The 15,551-nt window shown below is 55.5% G+C and carries 9 protein-coding genes; 7 read left to right on the top strand and 2 right to left on the bottom strand.

Annotated features, from left to right (window positions below):
- Positions 1 to 61 precede the first annotated feature (61 nt).
- The 3 genes from acnD to AB1S50_RS11300 all read left to right on the top strand — a co-directional run bounded on the left by acnD (position 62) and on the right by AB1S50_RS11300 (position 5,595).
- Complete coding sequence (gene acnD, locus AB1S50_RS11310) at positions 62 to 2,674, top strand: Fe/S-dependent 2-methylisocitrate dehydratase AcnD (protein ID WP_367150801.1); 2,613 nt, start codon at positions 62 to 64, stop codon at positions 2,672 to 2,674.
- Positions 2,674 to 3,858 carry a 2-methylaconitate cis-trans isomerase PrpF gene (gene prpF, locus AB1S50_RS11305; protein ID WP_367150800.1) on the top strand — a complete coding sequence of 395 codons (1,185 nt, stop codon included), beginning with the start codon at positions 2,674 to 2,676 and terminating at the stop codon, positions 3,856 to 3,858. The genes acnD and prpF overlap by 1 nt, the downstream gene beginning before the upstream one ends.
- A 240-nt stretch (positions 3,859 to 4,098) precedes the next feature.
- Entirely contained in the window at positions 4,099 to 5,595 is a 1,497-nt protein-coding gene (locus AB1S50_RS11300) for a bifunctional 2-methylcitrate dehydratase/aconitate hydratase (RefSeq protein ID WP_367150799.1), read from the top strand.
- 346 nt (positions 5,596 to 5,941) lie between these two features.
- On the opposite strand, the gene AB1S50_RS11295 is transcribed toward AB1S50_RS11300, so the two are convergent.
- Positions 5,942 to 6,874, bottom strand: a complete 933-nt coding sequence (locus AB1S50_RS11295) for a CsgG/HfaB family protein (RefSeq protein ID WP_367150798.1) — start codon at positions 6,872 to 6,874, stop codon at positions 5,942 to 5,944.
- A gap of 1,651 nt (positions 6,875 to 8,525) precedes the next feature.
- On the bottom strand, positions 8,526 to 9,473 hold the full coding sequence (locus AB1S50_RS11290) for a porin (RefSeq protein ID WP_367150797.1): 948 nt from the start codon (positions 9,471 to 9,473) through the stop codon (positions 8,526 to 8,528).
- A gap of 286 nt (positions 9,474 to 9,759) precedes the next feature.
- Between AB1S50_RS11290 and AB1S50_RS11285 the strand changes: the two genes are divergently transcribed.
- The 4 genes from AB1S50_RS11285 to msbA all read left to right on the top strand — a co-directional run bounded on the left by AB1S50_RS11285 (position 9,760) and on the right by msbA (position 15,544).
- A complete protein-coding gene (locus AB1S50_RS11285) occupies positions 9,760 to 12,255 on the top strand; it encodes a DNA internalization-related competence protein ComEC/Rec2 (protein ID WP_367150796.1) in 2,496 nt (831 codons plus the stop codon).
- 333 nt (positions 12,256 to 12,588) lie between these two features.
- Entirely contained in the window at positions 12,589 to 13,209 is a 621-nt protein-coding gene (locus AB1S50_RS11280; RefSeq protein ID WP_367150795.1) for a MotA/TolQ/ExbB proton channel family protein, read from the top strand.
- Positions 13,210 to 13,224: 15 nt separating this feature from the next.
- Positions 13,225 to 13,644: an ExbD/TolR family protein gene (locus AB1S50_RS11275; protein WP_367150794.1), complete on the top strand. Its 420-nt coding sequence runs from the start codon at positions 13,225 to 13,227 to the stop codon at positions 13,642 to 13,644.
- Between the two features lie 70 nt (positions 13,645 to 13,714).
- Complete coding sequence (gene msbA / locus AB1S50_RS11270; RefSeq protein ID WP_367150793.1) at positions 13,715 to 15,544, top strand: lipid A export permease/ATP-binding protein MsbA; 1,830 nt, start codon at positions 13,715 to 13,717, stop codon at positions 15,542 to 15,544.
- The last annotated feature ends 7 nt before the right edge of the window (positions 15,545 to 15,551 follow it).

The following is a 15,551-nucleotide window of genomic DNA, read 5'->3' as shown; positions in this document are numbered from 1 at the left end:
TTAATGTTGGCAGAAGTCCCCGACTCGCCTACCTTCCAGTACTCGACTGATTGACCAACTTATGAATAGCAAATATCGCAAATCCCTGCCCGGTACGGAGCTGGACTATTTCGACACCCGTGCCGCGGTGGACGCCATTCAGCCGGGGGCCTATGCCAGACTCCCCTATACCGCGCGCATACTGGCGGAAAATCTGGTGCGCCGTTGTGAACCGGATGCACTCACCGCCAGTCTGCGGCAGATTATCGAGCGCCGGCGCGAGCTGGATTTTCCCTGGTTTCCGGCCCGCGTGGTGTGCCACGATATTCTCGGGCAGACGGCACTGGTGGATCTCGCCGGCCTGAGAGACGCGATTGCGGAGCGGGGTGGCGACCCGGCCAAGGTCAATCCCGTGGTACCCACCCAGTTGATCGTCGACCATTCCCTGGCGGTGGAATACGCCGGCTTCGATACCGACGCCTTCGAAAAAAACCGCGCGGTGGAGGAGCGCCGCAACGAGGACCGTTTCCACTTTATCAACTGGAGCAAGACGGCGTTCGAGAACGTCGATGTAATTCCGCCGGGCAACGGCATCATGCACCAGATCAATCTGGAAAAGATGTCTCCCGTAGTGCAGGTGCGGGAGGACGGGGGTGGCAAGCGAATTGCATTTCCCGACACCTGCGTGGGTACCGACAGCCACACGCCGATGGTGGATGCACTGGGCGTGATCTCCGTCGGTGTCGGCGGTCTGGAGGCCGAAAGTGTCATGCTGGGTCGCGCTTCCTATATGCGCCTGCCGGATATTGTCGGGGTGGAGCTGAGCGGCAGGCTGAGGCCCGGTATCACCGGAACCGACCTGGTACTTGCACTAACGGAATTTCTGCGCCGCCAGCGGGTGGTGGGCGCCTACCTGGAGTTTTTCGGCGAGGGCGCCGCCAACCTGTCCCTGGGTGACCGCGCTACTATTTCCAATATGACCCCTGAATACGGGGCCACAGCGGCCATGTTCGCTATCGACGAGCAGACCATCGATTACCTGCGGCTGACCGGCCGGGACGATCAACAGGTAGCACTGGTGGAAAGGTTCGCCAGGGAAACCGGTCTCTGGGCGGACACGCTGGCGGGGGCGGAATACGAGCGCCTACTCAAGTTCGACCTGTCCTCTGTAGAGCGCAATCTGGCCGGTCCCTCCAACCCCCATGCGCTGCTGCCGGTGGCGGAGCTGGCAAAGCGCGGCATCGCCCAAGCCTGGGAGGAAAAGCGGGATCAAATGCCGGATGGTGCCGTGATCATTGCCGCCATTACCAGCTGCACCAACACCAGCAACCCGCGCAATATGATCGCGGCCGGTCTTATAGCGCGCAACGCTAATAAACTCGGCCTGACCCGCAAGCCTTGGGTAAAATCTTCCCTGGCGCCGGGTTCCAAGACGGTCAAACTGTATCTGCAAGAGGCCGGCCTGCTGCCGGAACTGGAGCAACTGGGTTTTGGTGTGGTGGCTTTTGCCTGCACCACCTGTAACGGCATGAGCGGCGCGCTGGACCCGGACATACAGCAGGAAATTATCGACCGTGACCTCTATTCCACCGCGGTGCTGTCCGGTAACCGCAATTTCGATGGCCGTATCCACCCCTATGCCAAGCAGGCGTTTCTGGCCTCTCCACCCCTTGTGGTGGCTTATGCGATTGCCGGCACTATTCGCTTCGATATCGAAAAGGACCCGCTGGGGCTGGATGCGGACGGCAAGCCGATCACTCTGAAAGACATCTGGCCGAGCGACGAAGAGATAGATGCAATCGTCGCGCAGAGTGTCAAACCGGAGCAGTTCCGCAGCGTCTATATCCCCATGTTCGATCTGGACAAGGGCGGGGAGGAGCGGGGCGAACCCCTGTATGACTGGCGCCCCAGTAGCACCTATATCCGCCGCCCGCCCTACTGGGAGGGCGCCCTGGCCGGTGCCCGCCATCTGAAGGACATGCGCCCGCTGGCGGTGCTGGGTGACAACATAACCACTGACCATTTATCGCCATCCAATGCGATCCTGGCCAGCAGTGCCGCCGGTGAGTACCTGGCGCGGATGGGGCTGCCGGAAGAGGACTTCAACTCCTACGCCACCCATCGCGGCGATCACCTCACTGCCCAGCGCGCCACCTTCGCCAACCCCAAACTGTTGAACGAAATGGTGCGCGACCACAAGGGTGGGGTGAAGCAGGGTTCCCTGGCGCGTATCGAGCCGGAGGGTCGAGAGGTTCGCATGTGGGAAGCCATCGAAACCTATATGGAGCGCAAACAGCCGCTGATCATCGTCGCCGGCGCCGATTATGGCCAGGGTTCTTCGCGGGACTGGGCCGCCAAGGGCGTGCGTCTCGCCGGTGTTGAAGCCATTGTGGCCGAGGGATTCGAGCGCATTCACCGCACCAACCTGATCGGCATGGGAGTCCTGCCGCTGGAGTTTGAGCCAGGCACTAGCCGCAACACGCTGGCCATAGACGGCACCGAGACTTTCGATGTTATTGGTACCCGCGGGCCGCGCGCACGCCTCACCCTGGTGATCCGGCGCCGGGATGGCGAAAGAGTGGAAGTGCCGGTGATCTGTCGTCTGGATACGGCGGAGGAGGTTGCCATCTACGAGGCGGGCGGCGTACTGCAGCGCTTTGCCCAGGATTTTCTGCAAGCGGAGGCGCAGGTCTGATGTCACAATTCACCCCGCAAATTAGAATTCCCGCCACCTATATGCGCGGTGGCACCAGCAAAGGCGTTTTTTTTCGTCTGCAGGACCTGCCGGAAGCCGCGCGCCGGCCGGGTCCGGAACGGGATGCATTGCTGCTGCGGGTGATCGGCAGCCCCGATCCCTACGGCAAGCACACTGACGGCATGGGCGGTGCGACATCCAGCACCAGCAAGGCGGTGATTCTGGCGCAGAGCTCAGAGCCAGACCACGACGTGGACTACCTGTTCGGCCAGATCGCCATCGATAAGCCGTTTGTGGACTGGAGCGGCAACTGCGGCAATCTCACCGCGGCGGTGGGCGCTTTTGCCATCAACAGTGGCTTGGTGGATGCGGCGCGGATTCCGCAGCAGGGTATATGCAGTGTGCGTATCTGGCAGGCCAATATCGGCAAATCGATCCTTGCCCATGTGCCCATCAGCAAAGGTGAAGTGCAGGAAAGCGGAGATTTTGAACTGGACGGCGTCACTTTTCCGGCGGCGGAAGTGAAGATCGAATTTTTGCGCCCGGCGGATGGCAGCGGCGGTATTTTCCCCACTGGCAATCTGGTGGATGAACTGGTGGTGCCGGGGCTCGGCAGCCTGCGGGCGACGATGATCTCCGCCGGGATACCGACCATTTTTATTAATGCGGCGGATATTGGCTGTGACGGCACTGAATTGCAGCAGGACATCAATGGCAGCAAACAGATGCTGGCGATGTTCGAAACCATACGCGCCCATGGTGCCTTGCGCATGGGGCTGATCGATTCGGTGGAAGAGGCGGCCAATCGCCAGCATACCCCCAAAGTGGCTTTCGTGGCGCAACCGAAAACCTATGTGGCATCCAGCGGCAAAAAAGTGGCTGCCGAGGATATAGACTTGCTTGTGCGCGCAATGTCTATGGGCAAACTGCACCATGCGATGATGGGCACGGCGGCCGTGGCTATAGGCACGGCCGCCGCCGTACCCGGCACTCTGGTGAACCTTGCTGCTGGCGGTGGCGAACTCAGCTCGGTACGCTTTGGACATCCGTCGGGAACCCTGCGCGTGGGTGCCGAAGCGGAAGAGCAGGGTGGCCGATGGACCGCTACCAAGGCTGTGATGAGCCGCAGCGCAAGAGTGTTGATGGAGGGCTGGGTGCGGGTGCCGGAAGGTAGCTTCAGTTAAGGCGGCAAAACTTATTTTAGTTGCCGGGTTAACAGCTGCTTGTTGAGCGCCCAGGTTTTCTCAGTCTGGGTTTGTGGGGTATGCCCGTAAGCCCACCACAATAAATCAAGTTTGCGAACCGTATCTTCCTGTCCGGAGCAGCCATTTGCCGGTCAGCTCTCGGCAACAGGCCCTAAGCCGGCAGTTTGTTGAGCTGCCAGGTTAATAATACCTTATGGATGATTTCTTGCGGGGAAAGCTATGGACAGCAGTGCCGATCAAAACATCCGCCCAGCCTATGATTGGGTGATCCAGGCAATCGCCGACTATGTGGTGGCTTGCCAAATCGATTCCGATGAAGCCTTTGCTACCGCGCGCCTCTGCCTGATGGACAGCATCGGCTGTGGCCTGCTGGCCCTGAATTTTCCCGAGTGCGCCAAACTGCTGGGGCCGGTGGTAGAGGGCACAGTGGTGCCGGGTGGCGCCAGAGTGCCCGGCACCCGGTTCCGGCTGGACCCGGTCAAGGCCGCCTGGGACATCGGCTGTACTGTGCGCTGGCTGGATTTCAACGACACCTGGCTGGCAGCTGAGTGGGGACATCCCTCCGACAACCTGGGTGCGATTCTCTCTCTCTGTGATTACCTGGCACAAAAACAGGTTGCCGGTGGGGACCAACCGCTGATCATGCGGGACCTGTTGGATGCGATGATCCGGGCCTATGAAATCCAGGGAGTACTGGCGCTGGAAAACAGCTTTAACCGGGTCGGGCTGGATCACGTACTACTGGTGCGGGTTGCTTCAGCTGCGGTGTCGGCCAGGTTAATGGGGGGCGATCGGGATCAGGTGATGGCGGCGGTCTCCCAGGCCTGGGCGGATGGCGGCGCGTTGCGCGCTTACCGCCACGCCCCCAACACCGGCTCGCGCAAATCCTGGGCCGCCGGGGATGCCAGTGCCCGCGGCGTGCAGCTGGCAGATATAACCATGCGCGGGGAAATGGGAATTCCCACAGTGCTCTCCACAGAGGCCTGGGGTTTTTACGATGTCCTGTTCAGCAAAACCAATGCCGACCAGAAAATAAAGCCAGTGCCGGAGCGGCAATTCGTATTTCCACAGGGTGCCTCGCTGAACTTCGGCAGCTATGTGATGGAGAACATTTTATTCAAAATTTCCTTTCCGGCGGAATTCCATGGCCAAACTGCTTGTGAGGCCGCTGTCAGGCTACATCCGCAGGTTAGAGACAGGGTTCGAGACATCGACAGGGTGGTTATTACCACACAGGAGTCGGCGTTGCGAATCATCTCCAAAGAAGGTCCTTTGAGTAACGCCGCTGACCGCGATCACTGCCTGCAATATATGACCGCTGTATCCCTTTTGTTTGGCGACCTCACCGCTGAGCACTACGAGGACAGCTTCCATCAGGCGCATCCCGAACTCGACCGGTTGCGGGAGAAAATCCAGGTCGTCGAGGACAAAGGATATTCAAAGGCGTACCTGGACCCCCAGAAGCGGTCTATCGCAAACGCCGTGCAGGTATTTTTCAGCGATGGTAGCGCAACCGAAAGGGTGGAGATTGAATACCCCCTGGGCCACAGGCGGCGCAGAAAGGAAGCTATTCCACTACTGCACACCAAGTTCCGCCGCAATCTTGCCAGCCGCCTGCCCGGGGATCGCTGTGAGAAGATCCTTTCCCTATGGACTGAGCCGCGGCGTTTCGACCAATTGTCAGTGAATGAGTTTATGGATAGGCTAGTTATTTGAATGACGACTGGCATGTTTGTGTCAGGAAATAAGTCAGGCTGTTCCTCACATAGTTCCTGATATTAGCACTCGAAAATTAGTTGTACCTTCTACCACTATGTACGTTTCAGCTACGTTTATCGCCTACTTGAGCAATATGGTTGGCACGTTTAGTATTCTAGGGTTTGTACCGAAGTGCTTTGCTGTATTTCTGATTTAAAATCTGGACTATTCGGGATTTTGCGACTTAACCTTGTAAACTAGAGTGAGGTGCCCCTGCTTTATTTTCCTGAATCACTCTCACGAACAATAAAACTGTCCATGAAAGTGATTAAAGCTCAGATTTTATCTGTTTTATAGATTTTTTTTACCAAAGTTTTTTTGTTTTGGCCTTCTTTTTCTTAGGCTTGTCCTTGCTGACGACTCTGGCAATCATTCCCTTTTCAATATCCCCTGTTTTTTCGGTTATTCTAGCTTTGGAATACTTGGCTTGTGCACTAAAAACTGAGACTTTCCCTACTAATATTTCTTCGCTGCCAAGTTCTTCACCGGTATCAGGATCAATAAAAGATTCTCCTTGGTTATAAATTTCTAGTTGGTAGCCATCTTGCAGGTAACCGTCGCCGTAATTTAACATTACATCCCCATTTTTTGTCACGGCAACAACTTTAATCGGATATATTGTGGAGACAATTAAATTTGTAATATTTGTTGCGGTTTCTCGCATAACTTTACCTAATAATGCTCCGCTGCTATTGTCACCACCACTAGCAAACCCTGTTACATTTAAAGAGTTGCTTCCCGTTGATTCTGCCCTAACTGTTTCGGCAAATCCTATAGAGCCGTTTGCAACATCAAGTACCCTCACATCAACGGCCATGCTGGCTATTCGTTTACCTGTTGCAAACCCCGCGACTTTCATTGCCTTTGCTGTTTCGCCATATTCTGTAACAGCACCAGTAAGAATATAGTCTACGCCCTTTAAATTGAAGCTATTACCTTCATACCCGCCATTTACTACGCCTTCCATGCTGAGGCCTTGCTCTTTTAGTATTTCAGCCATTCTGTCTCGTTCGATAACATCAAATTTTCTGGTTTTTACTAATGCGGTTGTAAGCATGTCAACAAAAGCACGGGTGTCTTCCCTAGAACCTTTTCCATAGGCTCTGTACATCTTATTTTCACTGCTGTCTTTTGCCCTGTATTCGATATCACCAATTGCGATTGTGACCTTTTCAGCAAAACTGGGATTGCTAAATAATCCCATGAAAGTTAACAAAATAATAACTACATTTTTCATTCTGATATTCCTTATTTCGACAATTTTGTATTTTCTTAGTAATTGTTCTATACGCACAATATGCGACTATAATTTAGCAGTTAAATTACAAATTGGAGTGCCAGTCCTTAAACAGCGATATTCCTTGAATAGTTATATATCTTCCACCTGCATATTTTTATTTTAAATAATTATTGTGGCTTGTATTCTTTGAAAAAAATCTTTTCTTTAAGCCATATGGAAAAACATGGAAATTCTCAAACCTTATTAAAATTTAATTCTATAAAAATCTATGATTATGCTTTGTATGCTTATCTTCGGGAGTCTTTCTGGCAATGGGTGGGAAAGTAATTATTGTCACAAAATAGAAATTCATAGATAAAAAGAATTCTTAATATTTAACGTCAGATTTTTTTTGGAAACTTAAAAATGGTTAAAAATATCCTAGAGGAATTATTTGTAAAACAAATCCAAATCTGAATAGTATTTTTTTACTGAAGCACCTAACGCCTTGTTTGACCATAGTCAAGCCATAAAATTGATTGTTCAGTTAAGGACTTCATGCATTAGATGAATTTCAGACATGTTCAATTGATTTACCCTATATAGTACAACCAAGAAGAGAGCGTTAATTTATATGTGTCATATGAATCCGTTCAGCCATTATTTTTCTATAGCTTAATCTGCCTTGGTGTCTAGTTAATTTTTGAGTCGCCGAAAATAAATAATTTCAGAAGTTTTTGCGTAAATTTTTTCCTGGCAATCTTAGTCGTTAATCACTTTAGCATCGGGCTGAAAGTTAATAGCGAGTCATTCCGTGTCTCTTGTTTCTTCAATGCCTACAGTATAATTAAAACCCAATTGAAATACTTACTTCGTCCCCGATTAATTCAACGTAAAGCCCCCTAGGGCGGACCTGTGGAGCTACTTGAATTGCGTTGCTCTGCTCCTCAAGGATAGCCAAACCTGTTCTTCGTGGAGCACTTTTTCCATCTGACCTCACAGTTTTCGCCAAGGCATCGCTAAATTCATCAGGGAGGCCTCTTTAAAGTGACCACTATTATGCTGATTATACTTTCGTATGCAACTCTACGTGAGTTCTTGAAAATTTCTCCAGATGTCAAGTTATCATGCTAATTTGATACATTCGTGCTAATTAGAAATCCAATTCCTCCATACCTGAATATTTATACTTGCAACAGGTGGCGTACTTCTTTGATCTGGCTACCAGCGGTAGCGGACGGTGGGAGTGGTCCGGCTGTAAGTTCTTAGCAGGCGTCTTTATATCGTTGTAAGGGAACCTCTGATTAATTCGAGGCAAAGCCCCGCTTGTGACGCTAATTGGGCTGTGCTGCGGAACTGGTTAAAAACAGTCAGCCTTGTTATTCAACATTCCTGCAAGCTACGTATATCAGCTTATGCACCTTTCGAAACGGTGGATGTGGGCGCAATCCGAATTGGTTCCCAGATAAACTGGGATTGTTAAACCGGTAATCTATTTAGTTGCCGGTTTAATAAGAGAATAGGGGGATAGAGGGGGACGGGTTTGCGGGCAAAGTGCACTGCAAACCCGTGTTTAAACCGGCCTGGGTGCCGTTGGCCGGTAGGATTTGACCGGTTTTCGGTCGGTTACTGTTGTTTCTTCGTCAGTTTTTTAGAGCCGGTTTTAATTTTAGAACTTCAACTCTGTACCGATGCCAAAGTAGGAACGATCATAGTCGTCGGCGGCGGTTTCATCGGTATAGAAACCAAACAGCTTGGCGGCGCTGGAGAGTTTGTAGTCCAGTCCCAGGCTGTAGGTTTCGCCGTCGTTCCTGACGATGTCGGACTGGCCGTACTGGGCCTTAATGGTCCACTGATTGATCTTGTAGGCAGCCGAGGTCAGCCAGCCGTTCTGGGTGCTGCCGTCAGCCTTTTCCTGCTCTTCAAACAGGGCTCCTACCTGTACCGGGCCCAGGTTGTACTGAGCCACCATACGCTGTACGTCCCAGTCATTGGCTTCCACATTCTGGTCATAGGCGTAGGCGAGATAGAAACCTTCGTTGTCGTAAGCCACAGAGACAGAGGTGCCGTCGCTGCGCGTGCCGATGGGCTCACCGTCTGCGTCGAAGAGTTCTTCATCCTGGTGGCCTATGTAGGCAGCGGATACTTTGACGCCGGCAAAGGCCGGTGTGGTGTATTGCAGGTTGTTGGATTCGCGGTTGTCGCTTCTGCTGATCAGGCTTTTGATATCGCCTTCCAGGTCGTTGAACAGATCGACTTTTTTCTGTGCGACTTTCAGCGGTGTATCGAACTTGCCGCCGATCACCTGGCCGAAGCCACCTTCCAGGCCGGCGTAGATATTGCGCTGCTTAAAGACGTCCTCTTCGCCGTCGACGTCTACCTCATACTCCATTTTGTAGATACCCTTGAGGCCGTTGTCCAGGGGCAGCTCACCTTTGACGCCCAGGCGCGAAGCGTTGCTCTTAACATCCGTATTGGCGCCATCGCCTTCGTCCGCGGATTGGAAGGTGACATTGGCTTTGCCGTACAGCTGAACCGCTTGTGCGTCATCTTGCGCATACGCCAGTGAGGACGGGACCGCGGCAGCGATCGCCAGGGAGATAGCAGTCTTTTTCATCGGTCATCTCGCAAAGTTTATGGTGTTGGAATCGGGCTGGTGGTTTGTCTTTCAAATTCCCACCATGGCTCGAATGGCTGCGGATTTTCCGGGTGAAATATTACAAACACGTTAAAAAAGACAATTTTCTTAAGTCTTTATGACCATGGGGTATTACTTTGGACAGCTAAGACAGTTGTTGGGGCCCTTTCGCACGTAAACTGTGCTCACCGGTGGCTTTACAAGTCATTGCCTCTTCTGGCACAAGGAAGCAAAAGAATGGACAACATCAGGGCCCTCTCAGGGCATGAATCCAACAATTTCCAGGATTGGTTTTGGTATTGAAAGGGGCTGGTTGCTGCGTTGTGGCCAGCTGCTGTGGTGCTATGCGGCGGGCATAGTGGCGGCGGGGTCTTTGCCGGCGTTGCCGGAAATCCAGTTGGCGCTGGCTATGGGGCTGGTGCTGGGGATTGTGGCCCTGCTGTTGCCGTGGCGGCGGCAAACTCTTCCTGTCGTACTGGTGTTCGCCGCTGGCTTTTGCTGGAGTGTCTGGCACAACCAGCGGGCCCTGGACCAGCGCCTGCCTCCCAGTCAGCACGGCTCTGATTTCACGCTCTCTGTACGCCTGGTATCCCTGCCCGGTCACCACTACGGTAAGGCTGGCGCTGCGCCGGAGAACGGTGCGCAAAACCCGGATCTGCGTTTTAGCGCACGGGTCCTTGGCATGGACGTAGAGGGTGAGCAGGTGCTGCCTCCGGGAGCCCTGCTGGACTTGACCTGGTACCGGGCGCCGCACACGGTGCTTCCCTCGATGCGCGCGGCCAGTGTATGGCGGATGACTGTGCGATTGAAGCGGCCGCGGGGCAGTGTGAACCCCCAGGGGTTCGATTATGGGGGCTGGTTGTTACAGCGGGGTGTTTTTGCCACCGGCTATGTCAGAGCTGGGGATAAAGCGCCAGAGCTGATGGCCGCCGGATCCGGGTTGGATGATTTTAGGCAGAGGATCCGTGATCGGTTGTGGACGCGCCAGCTGCCGCGCAGTGATCTGCTGGCGGCGCTGTTGCTGGGGGACCGCAGCGGCGTTGGCCAGGAGGACAAAATGCTGTTGCGTCACACGGGCACGGCCCACCTGCTGGCCATCTCCGGGCTCCACGTGGGTATGGTGGCGGGACTGTTCCTGGCACTGGGCACCCTGCTGGGTCGCTGTTTCGGCCTTGTGACCGGCAGAGTGGCGGTGGCGTGGCCCCTCGGGCTGGCTCTGGCTGCGGCCGGGGGGTACACCTTGCTGGCGGGTGCACCACTGTCCGCGCAGCGGGCACTGGTGATGACCGGGGTGTTATTGCTGGGATGGTGTTGGCGCCGTCGTCTCTCTGCGGGGCTGGCTTATGCAGCTGCGCTTGCCATGGTGCTGACCATTCAGCCATTGGCATTTTTCAGCGCGGGTTTCTGGCTCTCTTTTCTGGCGGTGGGTGCGCTTTTACTCAGCTTTGTCGGGCGCTGGAAGATCAGTGCCGCTCTGGTACCTTACAAGATCCCCTGGCGGGGGCGGCTGCGGGAGAGTTTTTTTGGGTTGTGCCGCAGCCAGTGGGTGGTGGGGCTTAGCCTGCTGCTGCCTTCACTGGTCTATTTTTCCGGTTTCAGCTTCAACGGTTTGCTGCTCAACCTGGTGGCGATTCCCTGGATGGGTCTGTCGATACTGCCGTCGATCATGGCAGGCACACTGCTGGGAGACACAGCAGCGGGCAATGTACTGCTCGGTTTTGCCGGTAAGCAACTGCAGGCACTGATGGATCTGCTGAGTGCCGGTCGGGAACTGTGGCCCGGCTGGCGGGTGATGGTTGCGCCACAAAAGGGATTTGTATTGTTCCTGGCGGCGGTGGCCATTCTTTTATTGCTGTTGCCGCGGGGGTTTCCGGGGCGGGTGATGGGCTGGCTGGGAATAGTGCTGCTGGTGGCACCTCTGGTGCCGCAGCTGGCTGCGGGCGTGCGGGACAGTGACCGGTTTGCAGTGACAGTGCTGGATGTGGGGCAGGGCCTGGCAGTGGTGCTGCGCGGCGGCGGAGACCTGTTGGTCTACGACGCGGGACCCAGCACCGCCGGCGGCTGGAATTCGGGCAGCGCCATAGTGGCTCCTTATGTTGTTGGTACCGGCTATACGGCGGTGGATACGGCGATCATCAGCCATGGGGACAATGACCATGCGGGGGGTGCCGGGGGGCTCGCTGCAGAACTGCGATTGGACCGGCTGGTGGCGCCCGGTGCCCTTGGCCATAAGCTGGCCCGCCAACTGGGGGTCGGCGGCTCCCAGTGCCTGGCGGGAAGGACTGAGCGGCTCGGTTCGGTGTCCATCCAATGGCTGTGGCCGCGATCGGCTGAAATAAGCGGTGAAATCAACGATCACAGCTGTGTGGCATTGGCACACTGGAGGGGTGTTCGCGTGCTGCTGGCCGGCGATATTTCCGCGGCGGCTGAACGAGAGATGGTCCGGCGAATTCCACCCCCGGGGCCCGTGGATCTGCTGGTCGCTCCCCACCACGGTTCCCGGACCTCATCTTCCGATGGATTTATTCAGTGGGCCAGGCCGCGCAATGTGGTCTTCAGTGCCGGTTTCCGGCATCACTTCGGTCACCCCCACCCGCAAGTCGTGACGCGCTATGTCCAGGCCGGGGCGCGGGTGTTCAACACTGCCGACAGTGGTGCGGTGACATTTCTCTGGAGTGACGACTCGGGGCTCCGGGTCAGTGAGGCCCGCGACGGCGGCCGTTTTTGGTATCGGGACAATAAATTGCCTCGAACCGACTAAAGCGATAAGGCCTGTTTTTCACCCGCTTTCGCACCGCATAGGGATTCCTGTACCCACGTTGGCTGATTGATACCTGATTCAAAGCGCTGAGAAGGGAATCCGGTTTACGGGTTTCGACTCTGTTCAGATACTGGCGGTGCTTTTTTGAGCGTTGGGCACAACGAGCTCTGATAATGAGAAAAAAGTTTTGCAGTTTGGTCTTCCCGCCCCCTGGATATAAGTGGTAGATATCAACTGGGTGAAAAAGATGTCCCCATGGCGCTTAGTTGGCGGGACCAGCTGTGGTAGAGTTTCAGCGCAAAATTCCCGTTCCGCAGTCTGGGGCTTAGAAGAGTGTTAGAAATAATAAAATCTGGTGGCTGGCTGATGCTGCCGATCCTGCTTTGTTCCGTTGCCGTGATCGCCATTACCATCGAGCGGCTGTGGACCCTCAACCCGCGCCGCATTGCGCCCAGACACCTGCTAGGGGAGGTCTGGAACTGGTTGAAGAATAACCAGATCAATGGGGATAAGATTAAGGAGCTGCGTGACTCCAGCTATCTCGGGCGCATCTTTGCCGCCGGGTTGTCCAACTCCCGCCATGGCCGGGATGTGATGAAAGACAGTATCGAGGAGGCGGCCAGCCAGGTGGTCCACGAGCTGGAGAGGTTTGTGGGTGCTCTCGGCACCATCGCCGCCGTGGCCCCCCTGATAGGACTTCTGGGTACAGTGGTGGGAATGATAGAGGTGTTTACCGCCATCATGTTGCAGGGCACCGGCAATGCCGGCGTCCTGGCCGGGGGTATCAGTCAGGCACTGATTACCACTGCCGCCGGCCTGACGGTGGCAATTCCCGCATTGATGGCACACCGCTACTTTCAGCGCCGGGTGGACAGCATAGTGGTCACCATGGAGCAGGAAGCGGTGAAGCTGGTGGACGCGCTGCACAGCGACCGTCGTATCGAAGTGGCCTGAGCGGGGTAACCAGGGATGCAATTTCGCCGCCAGCCAAAGGAGCAGGAAGGGGTTAATCTGACGCCCCTTATCGACGTGGTCTTCCTGCTCCTGATATTTTTCATGGTGTCCACCACTTTCACCAAGGAGAGCCACCTCAACCTCAATCTACCGCAGGCCGCCGGCCCGCAGGCGGAGGATCCGCCGGCTGGTATCGAGATACTGATCAACGCGGACGGCTCCTACGCGGTGGATGGCCGTGCCCTGATCAATAAAAAACTGACAACCCTGAAATCGGCGCTGTCGGAAGTTTCTGCGGGCGAGTACAATCGCCCACTGATCATTACTGCCGATGCCACCGCCCAGCACCAGGCGGTGGTGCGTGCGATGGACGCCGCGGGACAGCTCGGATTCGTCAATCTGAGTATCACCACGCGGCAGCCGCAACCAGAGTAACCCATGGGATGCCCAGGGATCGCCGCCAGGCGTGTCGGAGTATCCGCAACCGGGCACTGTAAGACAACTTATGGACAGAGCCGCCGCATCACCGCGTAAACCCCTGCACGGTGCCAAAACCTACCACCGCCTGTTGCAGTATGCTCTGCCTTACTGGCCCATCTTCCTGCTGGCGGTGTTTGGCTTTCTGTTGTTTTCCGCTATGGGCGTGAGCCTGATCGCGGTCACCGAACTGCTGCTGGATGCGGTTGGGGCCGGTATTCAGGAGGGTCGTGGATTCCTGTCCAGGTTTGTCGCCGGCTACTTTCCTGGCGGCGTCATGCCCCGGGAGACTGCCCGCTGGCTGATCCCGCTGGCCATGCTGCTGATCATAGTGCTGCGCGCCTGCGGCAACTTTGTTGGCAGTTACGGCCTCGCCTATGTGGCGCGCTCCGTGATTCACCGCTTGAGAACCGAGCTGTTTGTTAAAATCAGCGAACTGCCCAGCGCCTATTTCGATCGCTATACCGGCGCCTACCTGATTTCCAAGGTTTCCTACAATGTGGAGCAGGTGACCAATTCAATCAGCAAGGCGCTCAAGGTTCTGATCAGGGAGTCGTTTACCACCATTGGCCTGTTGATTTATCTGCTTCTGGTCAACTGGAAACTGACCCTGACCTTTTTTCTCTTTGCACCAATTATCGCCACCATAGTGCGGGTGGTGGGTAAGAGGTTTCGCAAACTCAGCCACCGCATACAGAACACCATGGGCGATGTCACCCATGTGACCCAGGAAGCCATCAACGGCTACCAGGTGGTCCGCATGTACGGCGGCCGCGCCTACGAAAATGCGCGCTTCGAATCCGCCAGCGATAAGAACCGGCAGCAGTTTATGAAGCTTGTGGTGGCGGACAATGGCAGTGTTTCGGTGATCCAGATTCTGGTGGGGCTGTCCACTGCCACGATTGTGTGGCTGGCGCTGGCACCGGGCATAGTGGAGTCCATGACCGCTGGGGTGTTTGCGGCCTACATAGGTGCAGCCGCCTCACTGGCAAAGCCGGTGCGCAGCCTGTCGGAGGTTTTCGCCGATATTCAAAAGGGCATTGCCGCGGCGGAGAGTATTTTCACTGTGTTTGACGCGCCCAAGGAACCGGATACAGGTATGGCGAAACTGACAGAGCCTGTACGCGGCGCGGTCACTTTCGAGCACCTGGGTTTCCGTTACGACGATGCGGCACCGGAAGTGTTGAGCGATATTCATTTTCAGGTTTCGCCCGGGGAAACCGTGGCGCTGGTGGGGGCCTCGGGTTCCGGCAAAAGCACGCTGGTCAGTTTACTGGCGCGCTTTTACCAGCCCACAAGCGGGCGCATCCTCCTGGATGGCATGGATATTGCGGAACTGTCCCTGAGCGATCTCCGCCACCAGATCAGTATGGTGTCGCAAAATATTGTGCTCTTTAACGATACCGTATATCGGAACATCGCCTACGGCGAACTGGAGAACTCGACACCTGAACAGGTTGAGAGAGCGGTGAGGCTCGCCCATGCAACGGAATTTGTGGAAGAGCTGCCCAAGGGCCTGCAAACGGTGTTGGGTGACAATGCGCAGATGCTGTCCGGGGGGCAGCGACAGCGTCTGGCGATTGCCCGTGCACTGCTCAAAAACTCCCCCCTGCTGATTCTCGATGAGGCCACCTCAGCGCTGGACAATGAATCCGAGCGCCAGATCCAGGCGGCGCTGGAAGAGGTGATGAAGAACCGCACCACCTTTGTTATCGCCCACCGCCTCAGCACTGTGGAAACTGCGGACCGGATACTGGTCATGGAAAATGGCTGCATCATCGAGAGTGGCAACCACGAGCAACTGCTGCGCGCAGGCGGCCGTTACGCCACACTGTTACAGCAGCAAACCGCGCGCTAGGGTGGGG

This window comes from Microbulbifer discodermiae (assembly GCF_040742695.1).
Lineage (GTDB): Bacteria > Pseudomonadota > Gammaproteobacteria > Pseudomonadales > Cellvibrionaceae > Microbulbifer.
Note: the sequence above shows the minus strand (reverse complement) of the source record. Positions and strands in the feature narration are given on the sequence as shown.

Excerpts from the sequence above, each read along its gene's own strand:
- prpF (WP_367150800.1), top strand. The coding sequence starts at position 2,674 with ATGTCACAATTCACCCCGCAAATTAGAATTCCCGCCACCTATATGCGC.
- msbA (WP_367150793.1), top strand. The coding sequence starts at position 13,715 with ATGGACAGAGCCGCCGCATCACCGCGTAAACCCCTGCACGGTGCCAAA.
- acnD (WP_367150801.1), top strand. The coding sequence starts at position 62 with ATGAATAGCAAATATCGCAAATCCCTGCCCGGTACGGAGCTGGACTAT.
- AB1S50_RS11285 (WP_367150796.1), top strand. The coding sequence starts at position 9,760 with ATGAATCCAACAATTTCCAGGATTGGTTTTGGTATTGAAAGGGGCTGG.
- AB1S50_RS11290 (WP_367150797.1), bottom strand. The coding sequence starts at position 9,473 with ATGAAAAAGACTGCTATCTCCCTGGCGATCGCTGCCGCGGTCCCGTCC.
- AB1S50_RS11300 (WP_367150799.1), top strand. The coding sequence starts at position 4,099 with ATGGACAGCAGTGCCGATCAAAACATCCGCCCAGCCTATGATTGGGTG.
- AB1S50_RS11275 (WP_367150794.1), top strand. The coding sequence starts at position 13,225 with ATGCAATTTCGCCGCCAGCCAAAGGAGCAGGAAGGGGTTAATCTGACG.
- AB1S50_RS11295 (WP_367150798.1), bottom strand. The coding sequence starts at position 6,874 with ATGAAAAATGTAGTTATTATTTTGTTAACTTTCATGGGATTATTTAGC.